11 protein-coding genes, 2 tRNA genes and 2 pseudogenes are annotated in these 14,665 nt (G+C 58.0%); 7 read left to right on the top strand and 8 right to left on the bottom strand.

What is annotated here, in order from left to right; genetic code table 11:
- Positions 1-105 precede the first annotated feature (105 nt).
- The gene (sodB, locus tag AAHB66_RS09925; protein ID WP_347116064.1) at positions 106-687 is read left to right on the top strand and encodes a superoxide dismutase [Fe]; all 582 of its coding nucleotides are present in this window, start codon (positions 106-108) and stop codon (positions 685-687) included.
- Between the two features lie 35 nt (positions 688-722).
- Here sodB and AAHB66_RS09920 read toward each other — a convergent pair whose 3' ends face one another.
- Both AAHB66_RS09920 and AAHB66_RS09915 read right to left on the bottom strand, forming a co-directional pair.
- On the bottom strand, positions 723-1,889 hold the full coding sequence (locus AAHB66_RS09920) for an MFS transporter (RefSeq protein WP_347116063.1): 1,167 nt from the start codon (positions 1,887-1,889) through the stop codon (positions 723-725).
- Positions 1,890-2,053: 164 nt separating this feature from the next.
- Positions 2,054-2,143, bottom strand: coding sequence for a YnhF family membrane protein (locus tag AAHB66_RS09915; RefSeq protein WP_106993692.1), 90 nt, complete (start codon positions 2,141-2,143; stop codon positions 2,054-2,056).
- 295 nt (positions 2,144-2,438) lie between these two features.
- Between AAHB66_RS09915 and purR the strand changes: the two are divergent.
- Positions 2,439-3,465: pseudogene (gene purR / locus AAHB66_RS09910) on the top strand (HTH-type transcriptional repressor PurR).
- On the opposite strand, the gene punR reads toward purR, so the two are convergent.
- Entirely contained in the window at positions 3,462-4,394 is a 933-nt protein-coding gene (punR, locus tag AAHB66_RS09905; RefSeq protein ID WP_347116062.1) for a DNA-binding transcriptional activator PunR, read from the bottom strand. The pseudogene purR and the gene punR overlap by 4 nt on opposite strands.
- 116 nt (positions 4,395-4,510) lie before the next feature.
- Between punR and punC the strand changes: the two genes are divergently transcribed.
- Both punC and cfa read left to right on the top strand, forming a co-directional pair.
- The gene (punC, locus tag AAHB66_RS09900; protein WP_347116061.1) at positions 4,511-5,707 is read left to right on the top strand and encodes a purine nucleoside transporter PunC; all 1,197 of its coding nucleotides are present in this window, start codon (positions 4,511-4,513) and stop codon (positions 5,705-5,707) included.
- 280 nt (positions 5,708-5,987) lie between these two features.
- Positions 5,988-7,136: a cyclopropane fatty acyl phospholipid synthase gene (cfa, locus tag AAHB66_RS09895; protein WP_347116060.1), complete on the top strand. Its 1,149-nt coding sequence runs from the start codon at positions 5,988-5,990 to the stop codon at positions 7,134-7,136.
- Between the two features lie 34 nt (positions 7,137-7,170).
- On the opposite strand, the gene AAHB66_RS09890 is transcribed toward cfa, so the two are convergent.
- Positions 7,171-7,815 carry a riboflavin synthase subunit alpha gene (locus AAHB66_RS09890; RefSeq protein ID WP_347116059.1) on the bottom strand — a complete coding sequence of 215 codons (645 nt, stop codon included), beginning with the start codon at positions 7,813-7,815 and terminating at the stop codon, positions 7,171-7,173.
- Positions 7,816-8,037: 222 nt separating this feature from the next.
- On the opposite strand from AAHB66_RS09890, the gene mdtK reads away from it, so the two are divergent.
- The 3 genes from mdtK to AAHB66_RS09875 all read left to right on the top strand — a co-directional run bounded on the left by mdtK (position 8,038) and on the right by AAHB66_RS09875 (position 9,727).
- Complete coding sequence (gene mdtK / locus AAHB66_RS09885) at positions 8,038-9,411, top strand: MdtK family multidrug efflux MATE transporter (RefSeq protein WP_347116058.1); 1,374 nt, start codon at positions 8,038-8,040, stop codon at positions 9,409-9,411.
- A 151-nt stretch (positions 9,412-9,562) separates the two neighbouring features.
- Positions 9,563-9,639: transfer RNA gene (locus AAHB66_RS09880), tRNA-Val, on the top strand.
- An 11-nt stretch (positions 9,640-9,650) separates the two neighbouring features.
- Positions 9,651-9,727, top strand: a tRNA-Val gene (locus tag AAHB66_RS09875).
- A gap of 64 nt (positions 9,728-9,791) precedes the next feature.
- On the opposite strand, the gene AAHB66_RS09870 is transcribed toward AAHB66_RS09875, so the two are convergent.
- The 4 genes and pseudogenes from AAHB66_RS09870 to AAHB66_RS09855 form a co-directional block, all read right to left on the bottom strand.
- Positions 9,792-10,667 (bottom strand): 4Fe-4S binding protein, encoded by an 876-nt coding sequence (locus AAHB66_RS09870; RefSeq protein ID WP_347116057.1) that lies wholly within the window; start codon positions 10,665-10,667, stop codon positions 9,792-9,794.
- Positions 10,667-11,500 carry a DmsC/YnfH family molybdoenzyme membrane anchor subunit gene (locus AAHB66_RS09865; RefSeq protein WP_347116056.1) on the bottom strand — a complete coding sequence of 278 codons (834 nt, stop codon included), beginning with the start codon at positions 11,498-11,500 and terminating at the stop codon, positions 10,667-10,669. Before AAHB66_RS09865 ends, AAHB66_RS09870 begins: the two co-directional genes overlap by 1 nt.
- Positions 11,493-12,125, bottom strand: coding sequence for a DMSO/selenate family reductase complex B subunit (locus AAHB66_RS09860; protein WP_347116055.1), 633 nt, complete (start codon positions 12,123-12,125; stop codon positions 11,493-11,495). The genes AAHB66_RS09865 and AAHB66_RS09860 overlap by 8 nt, the downstream gene beginning before the upstream one ends.
- A pseudogene (locus AAHB66_RS09855) lies at positions 12,109-14,510 on the bottom strand (DMSO/selenate family reductase complex A subunit). The gene AAHB66_RS09860 and the pseudogene AAHB66_RS09855 overlap by 17 nt, the downstream one beginning before the upstream one ends.
- Positions 14,511-14,665 lie beyond the last annotated feature (155 nt).

Below are 14,665 nucleotides of genomic sequence, written 5' to 3'. Positions count from 1 at the left end.
TCGCCGGCGGGGTAAGTTCCTCTTTTGCATACCCTTTCAATTTGCTACTCTATCCCTTCATTCAGTAGGGCTATTGAATGGATCACTATAATAAGGAGAGAAGCAATGTCGTTTGAATTACCTGCATTACCGTATGCAAAAGACGCCCTGGCCCCGCACATCTCGGCGGAGACCCTGGAATACCACTACGGCAAACACCACCAGACCTACGTGACCAACCTGAACAACCTGATCGGCGGCACCGCATTCGAAGGGAAATCCCTCGAAGAGATCGTGCGCACGTCCGAAGGCGGCGTGTTTAACAATGCCGCTCAGGTGTGGAACCACACCTTCTACTGGCACTGTCTGGCACCCAACGCAGGCGGCGAACCGACGGGTGAACTGGCGGCAGCCATTACTGCTGCGTTCGGTAGCTTTGCGGAATTTAAAGCGAAGTTCACCGATGCCGCGGTGAAGAACTTTGGCGCAGGCTGGACCTGGCTGGTAAAAGAGGCCGACGGCAATCTGGCGATCGTTTCAACCTCCAACGCGGGAACGCCGTTAACCACCCGCGCTACCCCGCTGCTGACCGTCGACGTCTGGGAACATGCGTATTACATCGATTACCGTAATGCGCGCCCGAACTACCTTGAGCACTTCTGGGCGCTGGTAAACTGGGAATTTGTGGCGAAGAACTTCGCGGCATAATGAAAACGCCGAAGGGAACTCCTTCGGCGTTATTTTTATTCAGTGGCGCAAACCGGCTCAGGTTGTTTTCGTTCAGAGGCAAAGACCAGAATAAGCCCCAGCGCCGCGATGATGGCCCCCATCACCGGCACAAAGCTGTAACCCATCCCGCTGGAAATAACGGCCCCACCGGCTGCCGCCCCCAATGCATTGCCCAGGTTAAAGGCACCGATGTTCACCGACGACGATAATCCCGGCGCATCGCTGGCCACGCGCATGACGCGCATCTGCAGCGGCGGTACCACCGCAAAGGTCGCCATGCCCCACACCACCATCGCCACGGCCGCGCCCACTTCATTACGCGCCAGCCACGGAATAGCCAGCATGATGACGATCAGCAGCAGTAAAAAGCCTTTCAGGGTGCCGCTCACGGACTTATCCGCCAGCTTGCCGCCCAGATAGTTGCCGATGGAGAAACCGACGCCAATCAGCACCAGCATGGCGGTGATAAAGGCCGGCGTCGCCTGGTTGATGTCATGCAGCACCGGGGCAATGTAGGTATAGAGGGTGAACATCGCACCGGCACCGAGCACGGTGGTCAGCAAGGCAGATAGCACCTGCGGACGCAGCAGCACCGCCAGCTCTTTACGCACCTCCGGCTTTTCACCCGCCCCGCCAGCCGGCAGGGAGAAGAACAGCGCGATCATCGAGACCACGCCCAGCAGTGCGGTCGCCAGGAAGGACATGCGCCAGCCAATCGCTTCGCCCATCCAGGTTGCGGCAGGCACGCCGCCGATATTGGCGATGGTCAGGCCCATAAACATGGTGGCGACGGCGCTGGCCTGCTTGTGCTTCGGCACCACGCTGGCGGCCACTACCGACCCGAGGCCGAAGAAGGCGCCGTGGTTGAGGCTGGTCAGAATACGCGACAGCATCAGGGTGGTGTAATCCGGCGACAGCGCCGACAGAACGTTACCGACGGTAAAGATCGCCATCAGGAAGATCAGCGCATTGCGGCGTCCGCGATGGGACAGCAGCAGGGTCATCAGCGGCGCACCCACCATCACGCCGATGGCGTAGGCGCTGATCAGCATGCCTGCAGCGGGAATTGAGACATCCACGCCCCGGGCGATAACCGGTAACAGGCCCATCGGGGAAAATTCGGTTGTGCCGATACCAAAGGCGCCAATGGCCAGGGCCAGCAGCGGAAAATTGATTCTCATACTTCAACTCCAGACACCGTGTCGTCAGGCGACACAGAACAATGAAGGCGAAAGCATGACATCAATCACAAAAAATGAGAAGTTAACAATTGCGCAAAAGATTTTTGCAGGGCGCGTAACAATCAGCGCAAGGAACGAGGGAGAGCTGACCTCTCCCGCATTAATCAGTGCAGTGCCGCAGTCAGACCGCTGGCAACAATCAGGCTCAGAACAATAATGGTGGTAATCAACGAAAACTTAAGATCGGTACTCATCAATTTTTCTCCTTTTAATCACCCTACGAAGAGTGAGCTTGCTCATTTTTACACAGTTGAGGGTAAAAATCTTGCAGGATTTAGATTGATATCGGTTTTTGCTCTTCCCCTTTTGGCCAAGATAAGACAAAATTCCACGCTAAATTTATTAGCGTACCGGCCATTGACCCCCTCCTGACGTCCTGTGTCGTTTTCCCGGCGTACCGCAATTCAAATTGCGCAATTAGGGCGAGTGAAGGCAAACGTTTACCTACTGGTTTTTCAGGAGCTTGGATATGGTCTGGAGTGACATCTGATGGCAACAATTAAAGACGTGGCGAAACGCGCAAACGTTTCCACTACAACCGTATCACATGTTATTAACAAAACCCGCTTTGTCGCGGAAGAGACCCGCAACAACGTCTGGGCGGCCATTAAAGAGCTGCACTACTCTCCCAGCGCCGTGGCCCGCAGTCTGAAGGTGAATCACACCAAATCGATCGGCCTGCTGGCGACCAGCAGCGAAGCGCCCTATTTTGCGGAAATTATTGAAGCGGTAGAGAAGAACTGCTTCCAGAAGGGCTACACCCTGATCCTCGGCAATGCCTGGAACAGCCTCGAAAAACAGCGGGCCTATCTGTCGATGATGGCGCAGAAGCGCGTCGACGGTCTGCTGGTGATGTGTTCCGAGTACCCGGAACCCCTGCTGACGATGCTGGAAGAGTATCGTAATATTCCGATGGTAGTGATGGACTGGGGCGAAGCGAAGGCCGACTTTACCGACTCGGTAATCGATAATGCCTTTGAAGGCGGCTATATGGCCGGTCGTTATCTGATCGAACGCGGCCACCGCGAAATCGGCGTGATCCCCGGGGCGCTGGAGCGCAACACCGGTGCCGGGCGTCTGGCAGGTTTTATGAAAGCCATGGAAGAAGCACTGATCACGGTGCCGGAAAACTGGATCGTGCAGGGCGACTTTGAGCCGGAGTCCGGCTATCGCGCCATGCAGCAGATCCTCTCCCAGAGCCCGCGTCCGACCGCCATCTTCTGTGGCGGGGATATTATGGCGATGGGTGCACTCTGTGCCGCCGACGAGATGGGCCTGCGCGTCCCGCAGGACGTTTCGCTGATCGGGTATGATAACGTGCGCAACGCCCGTTTCTTTACCCCGGCGCTGACCACCATCCACCAGCCGAAAGATTCGCTGGGGGGAGACCGCCTTCAACATGCTGCTGGACCGCATCGTCAACAAGCGTGAAGAGTCCCAGTCCATTGAGGTGCATCCGCGCCTGATTGAACGCCGTTCCGTCGCGGATGGCCCGTTCCGCGACTACCGCCGTTAATCCTCTCCGGGAGCCAGCATCTCTGGCTCCCGCAGCCACTCCCTGTTCATCGTTTCACTGTCTCCCAGATAATCCAGCAGCCAGGCCAGGGCCGGTGACATATCATTTTGTTGCCAGGTCAGGCAGCACGCCGCATCCGGGAAGGGATTTTCCAGCGACAGCGCCACCCATTTGCCGCTGTCGATCCACGGACGGGCAAAATGCACCGGCACCATCCCTACGCACAGTCCGGCCGAGAGGCAGGTGGCAGACGACTCCCAGTCCGGGGTGACGATCCGCCGCTGGTTATCCAGCAGCCAGGTGATGCGTTTCGGCAGCGAGCGGGAGGTGTCTTCGCGCACCAGCGAGGGCCAGTTGCGCAGGGTATCATCGCTGAGCGGCCCTTCCATGGCGGCCAGCGGATGATGGCTGGCGACCACGCAGATCCAGCTCAGCGTCCCCATATCGCGAAACGCATAGCGTCCCCCGACCGGGATGGCCTGGGTGGCGCCAATCGCCATCTCCACCCTGCCGTCCGCCAGCGCGTCCCAGACGCCGTTAAAGACCTCCTGCGAGACCCGCAGCTCGACGTCCGAAAAGTGGCGGTAAAAATCGACAATCATCTGCCGGGTGCGCTCGGGGCGCACGATATTATCCACCGCAATGGAGATATGGCTGCGCCAGCCGTTGGCAATCTGCTGGCATTGCTCGCGGGTGATCTGCATTTTTTTGATAACAGACCGCCCTTCTTTGAGAAACCACACCCCTGCTGGAGTCAGTTCCACGTCACGGTGACGCCGCTCAAACAGCGGCACCGCCAGCCACTCCTCCAGCTGACGCACGGTATAGCTGATGGCGGACGGAACTCGATGCAGCTCCTGCGCTGCCGCGCTGAAGCTACCGTTACGCGCGACGGCATCCACCACTTCAAGAGAATATTCTGACCACATTTTCTGCCTGCAAAATTTTTGAATGCAACCGCCAAATATTAGCGTTTCACAAGCGGGTTTGCACTCCCTACACTCAGCGGCTACCCATACCTGCGCCCAAACGGAGTAATAGAACAATGACACCCGGGAAAGGATTTTTAGTCTGGCTCGGCGGCTTAAGCGTGCTGGGCTTCCTCGCCACCGATATGTACCTGCCTGCCTTTTCGATCATGCAGGAGGATCTGCAAACCCCGGCGGCCGCCATCAGCGCCAGCCTGAGCCTGTTCCTGGCGGGCTTCGCCTTTGCCCAACTGTTGTGGGGCCCGATGTCCGACCGCTTCGGCCGTAAGCCGGTGCTGCTGGCCGGTTTAGCCATTTTCGCCCTCGGCTGCCTCGGCATGCTGTGGGTCCGGGATGCCACCTGGCTGCTGGTGCTGCGCTTTATTCAGGCGGTAGGGGTCTGCGCCGCGGCGGTGACCTGGCAGGCGCTGGTGACCGATTACTACCCTGCTTCGCGCACTAACCGGATTTTTGCCACCATCATGCCGCTGGTCGGGCTCTCTCCGGCGCTGGCGCCGCTGCTCGGCAGTTGGATCCTCGCCCACTTCAGCTGGCAGGCAATTTTTGCGGTGCTGTTTGTTATCACCCTGGTGCTGATGATCCCGGCGTTTTTCCTGAAGCCGACAGCGGCAAAGAAAGGACAATCTGAGCAACGCGTCACCTTTTTCTCGCTGCTGCGTTCGCGCACCTACCGCGGCAACGTGCTGATCTACGCCGCCTGCTCCGCGAGCTTCTTCGCCTGGTTAACCGGCTCGCCGTTTATCCTCAGCGATATGGGCTACAGCCCGGCGGCGATCGGCCTGAGCTACGTCCCGCAGACCATCGCCTTCCTGATTGGTGGCTATGGCTGCCGCGCCGCGCTGCAGAAATGGCAGGGTCACCAGATGCTGCCGTGGCTGCTGGGCCTGTTTGGCCTCAGCGTGATTGCCACCTGGGCGGTCGGGTTTATCCCGGACGTGGGCCTGGCTGAGCTGCTGATCCCCTTCTGCCTGATGGCGGTGGCGAACGGCGCGATCTACCCGATTGTGGTCGCTCAGGCTCTGCGTCCCTTCCCACAGGCAACCGGCAGCGCTGCCGCTCTGCAGAACACCCTGCAACTGGGCCTCTGCTTCCTGGCGAGCCTGCTGGTGTCATGGCTGATTGCCACCCCGCTGCTGACCACCACCAGCGTGATGCTGGCGACCGTGGTTCTGGCGGCGCTGGGCTATCGGATGCAGTACGTTCCTGCCAGCCAGCAGGAAGAGGGTCTCCATGCCGAGTCCTCACGGGCCTGACAGAATAATTGATTAGCTCGCTAACAATATCCTGTTGAATCACCAGGATATCAGTCCTATACTGACTGAAGCGTTCTGATAAATACTACAAATATTAAGTGTTAACGGGAGCCGGAGTGCTCCCGTTTTACCATGGATGGCCTTTCGGCAAGGGTCCTCTCCCTTCCTCTGTTCTACGTCGGATATTAGCCTCACGGGTCACACCGTGAAATTTCTCACTCTCCATAAAGAGCGTCTACGCTGTTTATGGATTCTGATCACATCAGGTGATGGAGAAGCTATGAGTTCATCGTGTATAGAAGAAGTCAGCATCCGGAATGATGACTGGTTCCGGATAGTCAATGAATTGCTGAGCCGCGCGGGTATCACCATTAACGGCCCGGCATCCTCCGATCTACAAATTAAACACCCCGATTTTTTTAAACGCGTCCTGCAGCAGGGCTCGCTGGGTCTTGGCGAGAGCTATATGGACGGCTGGTGGGAGTGTGAGCGGCTGGATATCTTTTTCAACAACGTCCTGCGGGCGGGCCTGGAAACACAGCTGCCCAGCCACCTGAAGGATACGCTGCGGATAGCCACCGCCCGCCTGTTCAACCTGCAGAGTAAAAAGCGCGCCTGGATCGTCGGCAAAGAGCATTACGATCTCGGTAACGACCTGTTCAGCCGCATGCTCGACCCCACCATGCAGTACTCCTGTGGTTACTGGAAAGAGGCGACCACCCTCGAACAGGCGCAGCAGGATAAATTACGCCTGATTTGTGAAAAACTGCAGCTGAAACCCGGCATGCGGGTGCTCGACATCGGCTGTGGCTGGGGCGGGCTGGCGCATTTTATGGCGCAGCACTATGGCGTCAGCGTGGTGGGCGTGACCATCTCCGCGGAGCAGCAAAAAATGGCACAGGCGCGCTGTGAGGGGCTCGATGTCACCATTCTGTTGCAGGATTACCGCGATCTGCGCGACCAGTTCGATCGCATCGTCTCGGTGGGGATGTTTGAGCACGTCGGGCCGAAGAACTACCGCACCTATTTTGAGGTGGTGGATCGTAACCTGAAGCCGGATGGTCTGTTCCTGTTGCACACCATTGGTTCACAAAAAACCGATCATCACGTCGACCCGTGGATCGATAAATACATCTTTCCGAATGGCTGTTTACCTTCAGTCCGCCAGATTGCCAATGCCAGCGAACCCCATTTTGTAATGGAAGACTGGCATAATTTTGGCGCTGATTACGATACTACCCTGATGGCATGGCATGAACGTTTCCTCGCCGCCTGGCCGGAGATCGCAGACAACTATTCCGAACGATTTAAACGGATGTTCAGCTATTACCTGAATGCCTGTGCCGGGGCGTTTCGCGCCCGTGATATTCATCTGTGGCAGGTTGTGTTCAGCCGCGGCGTGGAGAACGGGCTGCGGGTGGCGCGCTAAAAAAAACACCCCGGCTTGCCGGGGTGTTTTTTTATCACGCGTCGTTGAGCGTCTGTTGGATGGCGGCCGCCTCTTTGGCCGCCAGCACGCGCTCGACGGTATCGACCACCGCCTGGGTTTGCGGATCGATTTCAATATTCACCCGATGGCCGAGCTTTTTATTGCCGAGGGTGGTGCGCTGCAGCGTCTCCGGGATCAGGTGAACGCAGAAACGGGTTGGCGTCACTTCGCCCACCGTCAGGCTGATGCCGTCCACGCCAATAAATCCTTTATAAAGGATGTATTTCATTAACGATGGATCCAGAACTTTAAACCAGATCTGGCGGTTATTTTCCGAGGTCAGGATTTTAGAAACTTCAGCCGTGGTCATAATATGGCCCGACATTAAATGTCCGCCGATTTCATCGCTGAATTTCGCCGCGCGTTCCACATTAACCACATCACCCTCTGCCAGGTCGCCCAGGTTAGTGATGCGCAGCGTTTCCTTCATTAAATCGAAACTGATCAGGTTCCCGTTAATTTCGGTGACCGTCAGACAACAACCGTTGTGCGCAACCGATGCCCCGGTCTCCAGCCCATCGAGCATCTCATCCGGCAGGGCCACAACATGGGTTCGGAAGTTGGGTTTTTCATCAATGGACACCAGTTTCGCGGTGCCCTGCACAATACCAGTAAACATGCTTACGACTCCTGTTTGTTCCTTCGGTGATGACACCGTTTTATCGCACCACAATAACAGTTGAAAATAGAGGTTGCCAGTACCCCACCTTTTCTGGCGATTTTTTCACTAGATAATTAGCTTATCCCCGCTACAATAGCTGGAATTCCCCGCATCTTCTTTTTGCTGCTTTTCGCAGCGGCTTTTTCTCTTTCAAATAACAACAATATCAAAGGTGTTCACGTGCAGAAGTACTTCATTGAAGCGCGTCAGTTATTAGCTCTGGCGATCCCGGTCATACTCGCGCAAATTGCCCAAACCTCGATGGGATTCGTCGATACCGTGATGGCGGGCGGCTACAGCGCCACCGACATGGCCGCGGTCGCCATCGGCACCTCTATCTGGCTACCGGCGATTTTATTTGGTCACGGTCTGCTGCTGGCGTTAACCCCTACTATCGCGCAGCTGAACGGCTCCGGGCGACGGGAGCGTATTGCCCATCAGATCCGTCAGGGGTTCTGGCTGGCGGGTTTTGTCTCGGTGCTGATCATGCTCGTTCTGTGGAACGCGGGCTATATTATTCACGCCATGCGCAATATCGATCCGGCCCTGGCCGATAAAGCCGTCGGCTATTTACGCGCTCTGCTCTGGGGGACGCCAGGTTATTTATTCTTCCAGGTGGCGCGTAACCAGTGTGAAGGTCTGGCGAAGACCAAACCGGGCATGGTGATGGGGTTCATCGGGCTGTTAGTGAATATTCCGGTGAATTACGTCTTTATTTACGGTCATTTCGGCATGCCGGAACTGGGTGGCGTGGGTTGCGGCGTGGCGACGGCAGCGGTGTACTGGGTGATGTTCTTCGGCATGCTGTCATATGTGAAGCGCGCCCGTTCCATGCGCGATATTCACTACGAAGCCGGTTTCAGCAAGCCGGACATGGCGGTGGTGAAACGTCTGGTGCAGCTGGGCCTGCCGATTGCCCTGGCGCTGTTTTTCGAAGTGACGCTGTTCGCTGTGGTGGCGCTGCTGGTCTCCCCGCTGGGGATTGTCGACGTGGCCGGTCACCAGATCGCCCTTAACTTCAGCTCGCTAATGTTCGTTCTGCCGCTGTCGCTGGCCGCTTCCGTGACCATTCGCGTCGGGTATCGCCTCGGCCAGGGCTCTACCCTGGATGCGCAAACCGCCGCCCGCACCGGGATTGGCGTTGGGGTGTGCATGGCGGTCTGCACCGCGCTGTTCACCGTCACGCTGCGGGAGCAGATCGCCCTACTCTATAATGACAACCCGGAAGTGGTGATCCTCGCCTCCCAACTGATGCTGCTGGCGGCGGTGTATCAGATCTCCGACTCTATTCAGGTGATTGGCAGCGGCGTGCTGCGTGGCTATAAAGATACCCGCTCGATCTTCTTTATCACCTTTATCGCCTACTGGGTGCTGGGGCTGCCGAGCGGCTACATTCTGGCCCTCACCGACCTGGTAGTGGATCGGATGGGCCCCGCCGGCTTCTGGATGGGCTTTATTATCGGCTTAACCTCTGCTGCAATCATGATGATGCTGCGCATGCGTTTCCTGCAGCGCCAGCCATCAAGCGTGATTTTGCAACGCGCTGCACGCTAATTGCGCATTAGCCGCCCCCGGGCGGCTACTTTCTCCTCATTTTGCGCGGGAATACAGCAATCGCGTGAATTCGTGAAGAAATTTGCAGTTTTCCTCTTGCCTGATGCCCGCACTGCCGCTAATATTCGTCCCCGTTGTCACACACAACAATGCGTTCATAGCTCAGTTGGTTAGAGCACCACCTTGACATGGTGGGGGTCGTTGGTTCGAGTCCAATTGAACGCACCATTCTCTACAGTGCGTCCGTAGCTCAGTTGGTTAGAGCACCACCTTGACATGGTGGGGGTCGGTGGTTCGAGTCCACTCGGACGCACCATTTCAGTAAGTCCTCAGCAATTCCTTTTATCTCTCTTGTTAACCAACCTGTTCTCACGCGTTACTTATGCTTCCCGCATACCGTACTGATGCCGCTGACAAACCGCACAGCGATTCGTTTCCGGGGTAAAAGTATAATATTCCCGCTGGCAGCAGCCGCAGGTTTTTTGCCTCCACGGAAAGCGCAATACCCTGTTTTCACCCACGATCTTGTCGATGCGAACAGCGTTCACCGGACAGACCACCGCACAGCTGTTGCAGCCGGTGCAGGGTGATGACGAAAACGTCAGCGCTCCCTCGCCCATACTGAGCGCCCTCTCCCCGCACACCCTGGCGCAGGCCCCGCAGACCGTACACTGCCTCTGCTCCAACGCCAGCTGATATTCGCTGATCGCAGAAAAAGCCTGACGCCGGGCCCGACGCCCGATGCTCACGGTGGCAGACTGCACGTCCAGGTCGCTGGCCTTAATAAAGTGTCGGCGCCCCGTGTTGATGGCTTTTTGCGGCGGAGGAAGGATCTGCCAGACCGGGGCATTCAACTCCCGAAGCCGGATATTGAGTGCCGCAACGGCGCGCACCCAGCCGGGGAAGGCCTCTATATCCATCTCCACCGCCCGGATCCCGTACTGCTGATGCCACATCAGTAACTCATCCACGGAGGGCTCCAGCGTGGAAAAGGGCGCAACCAGCGTCGATGCCGTAAAGCGGCGGGTTTCTGGCCGAATGTTTTGCAGCGCATCCGCCGGACAGACGAACAGGCAGCGGCCGCACTGCAGGCAGTCCAGCGCGTTAACGATCGGCGTGGTGGCCGTGGCGGTAATGGCCTGCACCGGGCAGACCGCCATACAGGCATCGCAGTCGTGGCGGGGAAGCTGATTGTGCAGGCAGGACTCCCCCACGCCGGGCGGCGCGGGGGCTTGCGTCAGGCGAAACAGCGCCATCAGTTAATGCAGAAGAAAATAAAGCGGAACAGCACTTCAGACAGCACCAGCAGCAGGCTGCCGACCATCAGCCCGAGCTTGCCCTGTCGCCATGCGCTTACCGCAAACAGCAGCGCGCCGAGCACGGATAAGGTCCAGCTAAACAGCCGCAGACCGCTGAGCTGAGCGAAGATCTCCATCGGCTGATGCGGCAGGGTGACAACGCCGCTCAGGCTGGCACTGGCCAGATACGCCATATAGTCCGGCTGCGCCAGCAGACGTATGGCGACAATCGCCACCACCATTGCCGCCGCGAAGCGCATCACTGACTGTCGCTCCCGGGCCACGGACCGGGCTTTGAGCATTGGCAACCACGCCAGCGCTACCGCGCCCAGCACCCCAACGGCACCGTAAAACATCAGCCAGGTGTTGAAATGGCTCCAGGTAATGACCGACGTATGGGCATAAATCGCACTCATGCACCAGACATCAATCAGCCCCAGCACCGCGGCTACCGGCAGTAACAGCGGGATCAGCTGCTTTCTGACCAGCATCACCAGCGTGCAGAGCCCAAGCGCCGCCAGATACAGGCTGGCAAAGACGATCTCACGGCTCAGCCATGAGCTGGCGACGTGGCGCAGGGCATTAAACGCGTTGAGCGGATAACCGAGATGCAGGGTGGAAACCATTAGTCCCAGCCCGCCCGCCACGCAGGCGATCAGCATGCCCGGCAACAGCTGGGGTCTGACCTCCGGCACGCGCGATCCCGCCCTGGCGGACAGGGTCAGGAAGAGGGTCATGCCAACCGAGCCTTGCACCAGCAGGGTAAAGATCAGAAGCGGTAACTCATGCATGGGGCTGTTCCTCTTTTTCTGCACCCTGATGCGGTTTAATCACCAGGTTAGGCTGCGTGATGGATGAGTCCGGCAGGCCCTGCACGTCGCAAAGGCTGCCGTACTTCGCACGCAGCTCCTCGATCGGTCCGAACTGGATCGCCCCCAGCGGACAGGTGGCAACGCAAACAGGCTGTTCGCCTTTGGCCTGTAAATCCACGCAGAAGTCGCATTTTGACATCTGCCCGGCCTCCTCATTCATCTGCGGGGCGCCGTAAGGGCACGACCAGGCGCAGTAGCCGCAGCCGACGCATTTATTGGTATCGACGCGGACAATGCCATCCCCGGGGCGCTTATGCATCGCCGTGGTCGGGCAGTTTTTGGTGCAAATCGGATCCGCACAGTGGTTGCAGGAGATCGACAGGGTGAAGGCATAGACGTTATTGGCATAGCCGCCCTGCCCGGTCGGGATAAATCCGCCGCCCTTCACCTCATAGACGCGACGGAAACGACGCCCCACCTCGAGGTTGTGCTTGTCCTTACAGGCCACCTGGCAGGCTTTACACCCGGAGCAACGCGACGAGTCAATGAAAAAGCCGAGCTGCTTATCGCTGACCGGAGGGTATTCCTTATACTGCTGACTCATACTTTGCGACCTCCACAAGCATGGTTTGATGAGAATTGCCTTTCGCAAGCGGAGTAATACGTGCGGAGCTCAGGACGTTGGCACACCCGCCGTGGTCGACGCCGTCGGCGTCCGGCTGCCACCAGGCCCCGGCCTGCATGGCGACCACCCCAGGCATAATGCGCTGGGTGACTTCCGCCGGAACCTGGCAGACGCCGCGCTGGTTGTGAATGCGCACGCTGTCCCCCTGACGGATCCCCCGCTGTTGGGCATCCGCCGGGTTGATCCACAGCTTCTGGATCTGCACTTCCTGCAGCCAGGGGTTGGCATACTGCGTGGAGTTGGCGCGGTTTTTCCCTTTCCAGGTGATCAGCTGGAGCGGGAACTGCTTCGCGAGCGCATCTTCCGGGCCTTCGTGCGCCGGAACGTAATGCGACAGCGCCGGGATCTCCGGATTATTCATGTCGTAGAGACGCTTCGAGAAGATCTCAATTTTCCCGGACGGCGTCGGGAAAGGATGATTCTGCGGATCGCGGATGTTGTCCTCAAACGCCACATACGGCTTGCTCTTGAAGAGATGCTGACGTTTTTCCCGCAGCTCGGCGAACGTCGGCAGATGTTCATCCGGCATGGAGAGGCGGGTCTGCTCCCAGATATGCTCAATCCACTCCTGCTCGCTGCGGCCTTCGCTGAACTGCGGCTCAATCCCCAGCTTAGCGGCCACTTCACGCTGCCAGTCGTAGTCAGAGCGGCGCTCAAACTCCGGCTCGATCAGCTTTTCTGACAGGATCAGGTAGCTTGCCGTCCCCCAGGTTTCCCCGATGTTCCAGCGCTCCATAAAGCTGGTTTCCGGCAAGAGCAGATCCGCATAGCGGGCGCTCGGGGTCATATAGAGGTCGCTGGCGACGATAAACTCGATCTTCGACTCATCCTCCAGCACCTTCACCGCCTGATGCAGATCCGGGTTCTGGTTCGCCAGGTAATTACCCGCCAGCGAGAAGAGAATACGGATATTGCTTTTCAGCTTATCCGTCCCTTTCAGCCCCGCTTCCGCCGTCACCTTGCTGGCATCGTCAGCGGCCTGCACCCAGTTCATGATCGAGATCGACCCTTTCACCGGGTTATCCGGCATTTCCGGCCCTGCCGCGAATTTACGGTTGCCGCAGCCGCCGTAGCCCGCCGCCCAGCCGCCTTTGATTCCGACGTTGCCGGTGAGGGTTGCCAGCAGCGTTGAGCCGCGGGCGGTACGCTCGCCACAGTTGTGTCGCTGAGGACCCCAGCCCTGAATCAGGGCCGCCGGTTTGGTATTGGCGTAATCCCGCGCCAGCTGGCGAATGGTCTGTGCCGGGACACGGGTGATCTTTTCCGCCCACTCGGGGGGTCTTAACCTGGCCGTCTTTATCCCCCATCAGATAGGCCACCAGCGACTCGTTGGCGGGCACGCCTTCCGGCATGGAGGCTTCGTCAAAGCCCAGGGTATAGCGTTCGATAAAGGCCTTATCGTGTAGATTTTCGCTGACGATGACGTACATCATGGCGTCCATCAGCGCGTTGTCGGTGGCGGGCAGCAGCGGGATCCACTCATCGGCCAGCGACGCCACGGTATCGGAATAACGCGGATCGACGACGATAAAGCGGGTGCCGTTCTGTTTCATCTGCTGAAAATAGTGATTGGTATGGCCGAAGATGGTTTCGGTCGGGTTGTGCCCCCAGAGGATCACCAGTTTGGTGTCCGCCAGCGTATCCAGCGAATTACCGCTGGCGGCCGTGCCGTAGGTATAAGGCGTGGCGGCGGCGGTGTTGCCCATGCTCACCGAGTGGTAGTACTCCAGATAGCCCCCCGGTGAGATTAAGCAGACGACGCATCATCTTATCGCCGGAGAAAGTGCCCCCGCTGGTGGCAGTATTGTTGTGCACAAAGCGGCACGCCGGGCCATATTTGGCGGTGATGCGTTGCAGGTTGTCGGCGATAAGCGTGGTGGCCTCTTCCCAGGAGATGCGCTCAAACTTCCCTTCGCCCCGTTTCCCGACGCGCTTCATCGGATACTTCAGGCGATCCGGGTGGTAGACAAACTTACGATAGCTGCGACCGCGCACGCAGGCGCGCATTACCGGCATCTGCGGATCGAGCACGCTGTCCGGGCGAGTGGTGATCTGGGTGACCACGCCGTCCGCGACGTGGGCGCGAATATCGCATTTACCGCCGCAGTCAAAGGTGCTGCAGGTCTGGACGACGCGTTCAGCGGCTTCTGTGGACTCTGACGTCGTCCCGGCCGCAGTTTTCGCGGCAAGCGCCTTGCCGGACATCACAAAGGGGAGCGTCACCAGGGCCGAGCCCGCCTTGAGCAGTCCTCTGCGCGTGATTTCGGGAAAAAGCGCGTCCCTTTTTTCTTTGCGTTCTGACATGTTATTCCCTCTCAAAAAAAGAGGTGCATTCTTCCCTATAACCCCAATGAGTTAATTGATATGAATCAATTGAGAAAATGTGCCCTGTTTCTGACGCGTTATTTTTATTTTATTCAGACAAAACAATTGAGTATGTGAATGCTCTATTTCGCACA

It is taken from the genome of Leclercia sp. S52 (assembly GCF_039727615.1).
GTDB lineage: Bacteria > Pseudomonadota > Gammaproteobacteria > Enterobacterales > Enterobacteriaceae > Enterobacter > Enterobacter adecarboxylatus_B.
The sequence above is the reverse complement of the archived record's forward strand: the minus strand, read 5'-3'. Positions and strand labels throughout refer to the sequence as shown.

Coding starts and splice junctions, on each gene's coding strand:
- punR (WP_347116062.1), bottom strand. CDS start 4,394: ATGTGGTCAGAATATTCTCTTGAAGTGGTGGATGCCGTCGCGCGTAAC.
- cfa (WP_347116060.1), top strand. CDS start 5,988: ATGAGTTCATCGTGTATAGAAGAAGTCAGCATCCGGAATGATGACTGG.
- AAHB66_RS09870 (WP_347116057.1), bottom strand. CDS start 10,667: ATGGCGCTGTTTCGCCTGACGCAAGCCCCCGCGCCGCCCGGCGTGGGG.
- AAHB66_RS09915 (WP_106993692.1), bottom strand. CDS start 2,143: ATGAGTACCGATCTTAAGTTTTCGTTGATTACCACCATTATTGTTCTG.
- AAHB66_RS09865 (WP_347116056.1), bottom strand. CDS start 11,500: ATGCATGAGTTACCGCTTCTGATCTTTACCCTGCTGGTGCAAGGCTCG.
- AAHB66_RS09890 (WP_347116059.1), bottom strand. CDS start 7,815: ATGTTTACTGGTATTGTGCAGGGCACCGCGAAACTGGTGTCCATTGAT.
- AAHB66_RS09920 (WP_347116063.1), bottom strand. CDS start 1,889: ATGAGAATCAATTTTCCGCTGCTGGCCCTGGCCATTGGCGCCTTTGGT.
- sodB (WP_347116064.1), top strand. CDS start 106: ATGTCGTTTGAATTACCTGCATTACCGTATGCAAAAGACGCCCTGGCC.
- AAHB66_RS09860 (WP_347116055.1), bottom strand. CDS start 12,125: ATGAGTCAGCAGTATAAGGAATACCCTCCGGTCAGCGATAAGCAGCTC.
- punC (WP_347116061.1), top strand. CDS start 4,511: ATGACACCCGGGAAAGGATTTTTAGTCTGGCTCGGCGGCTTAAGCGTG.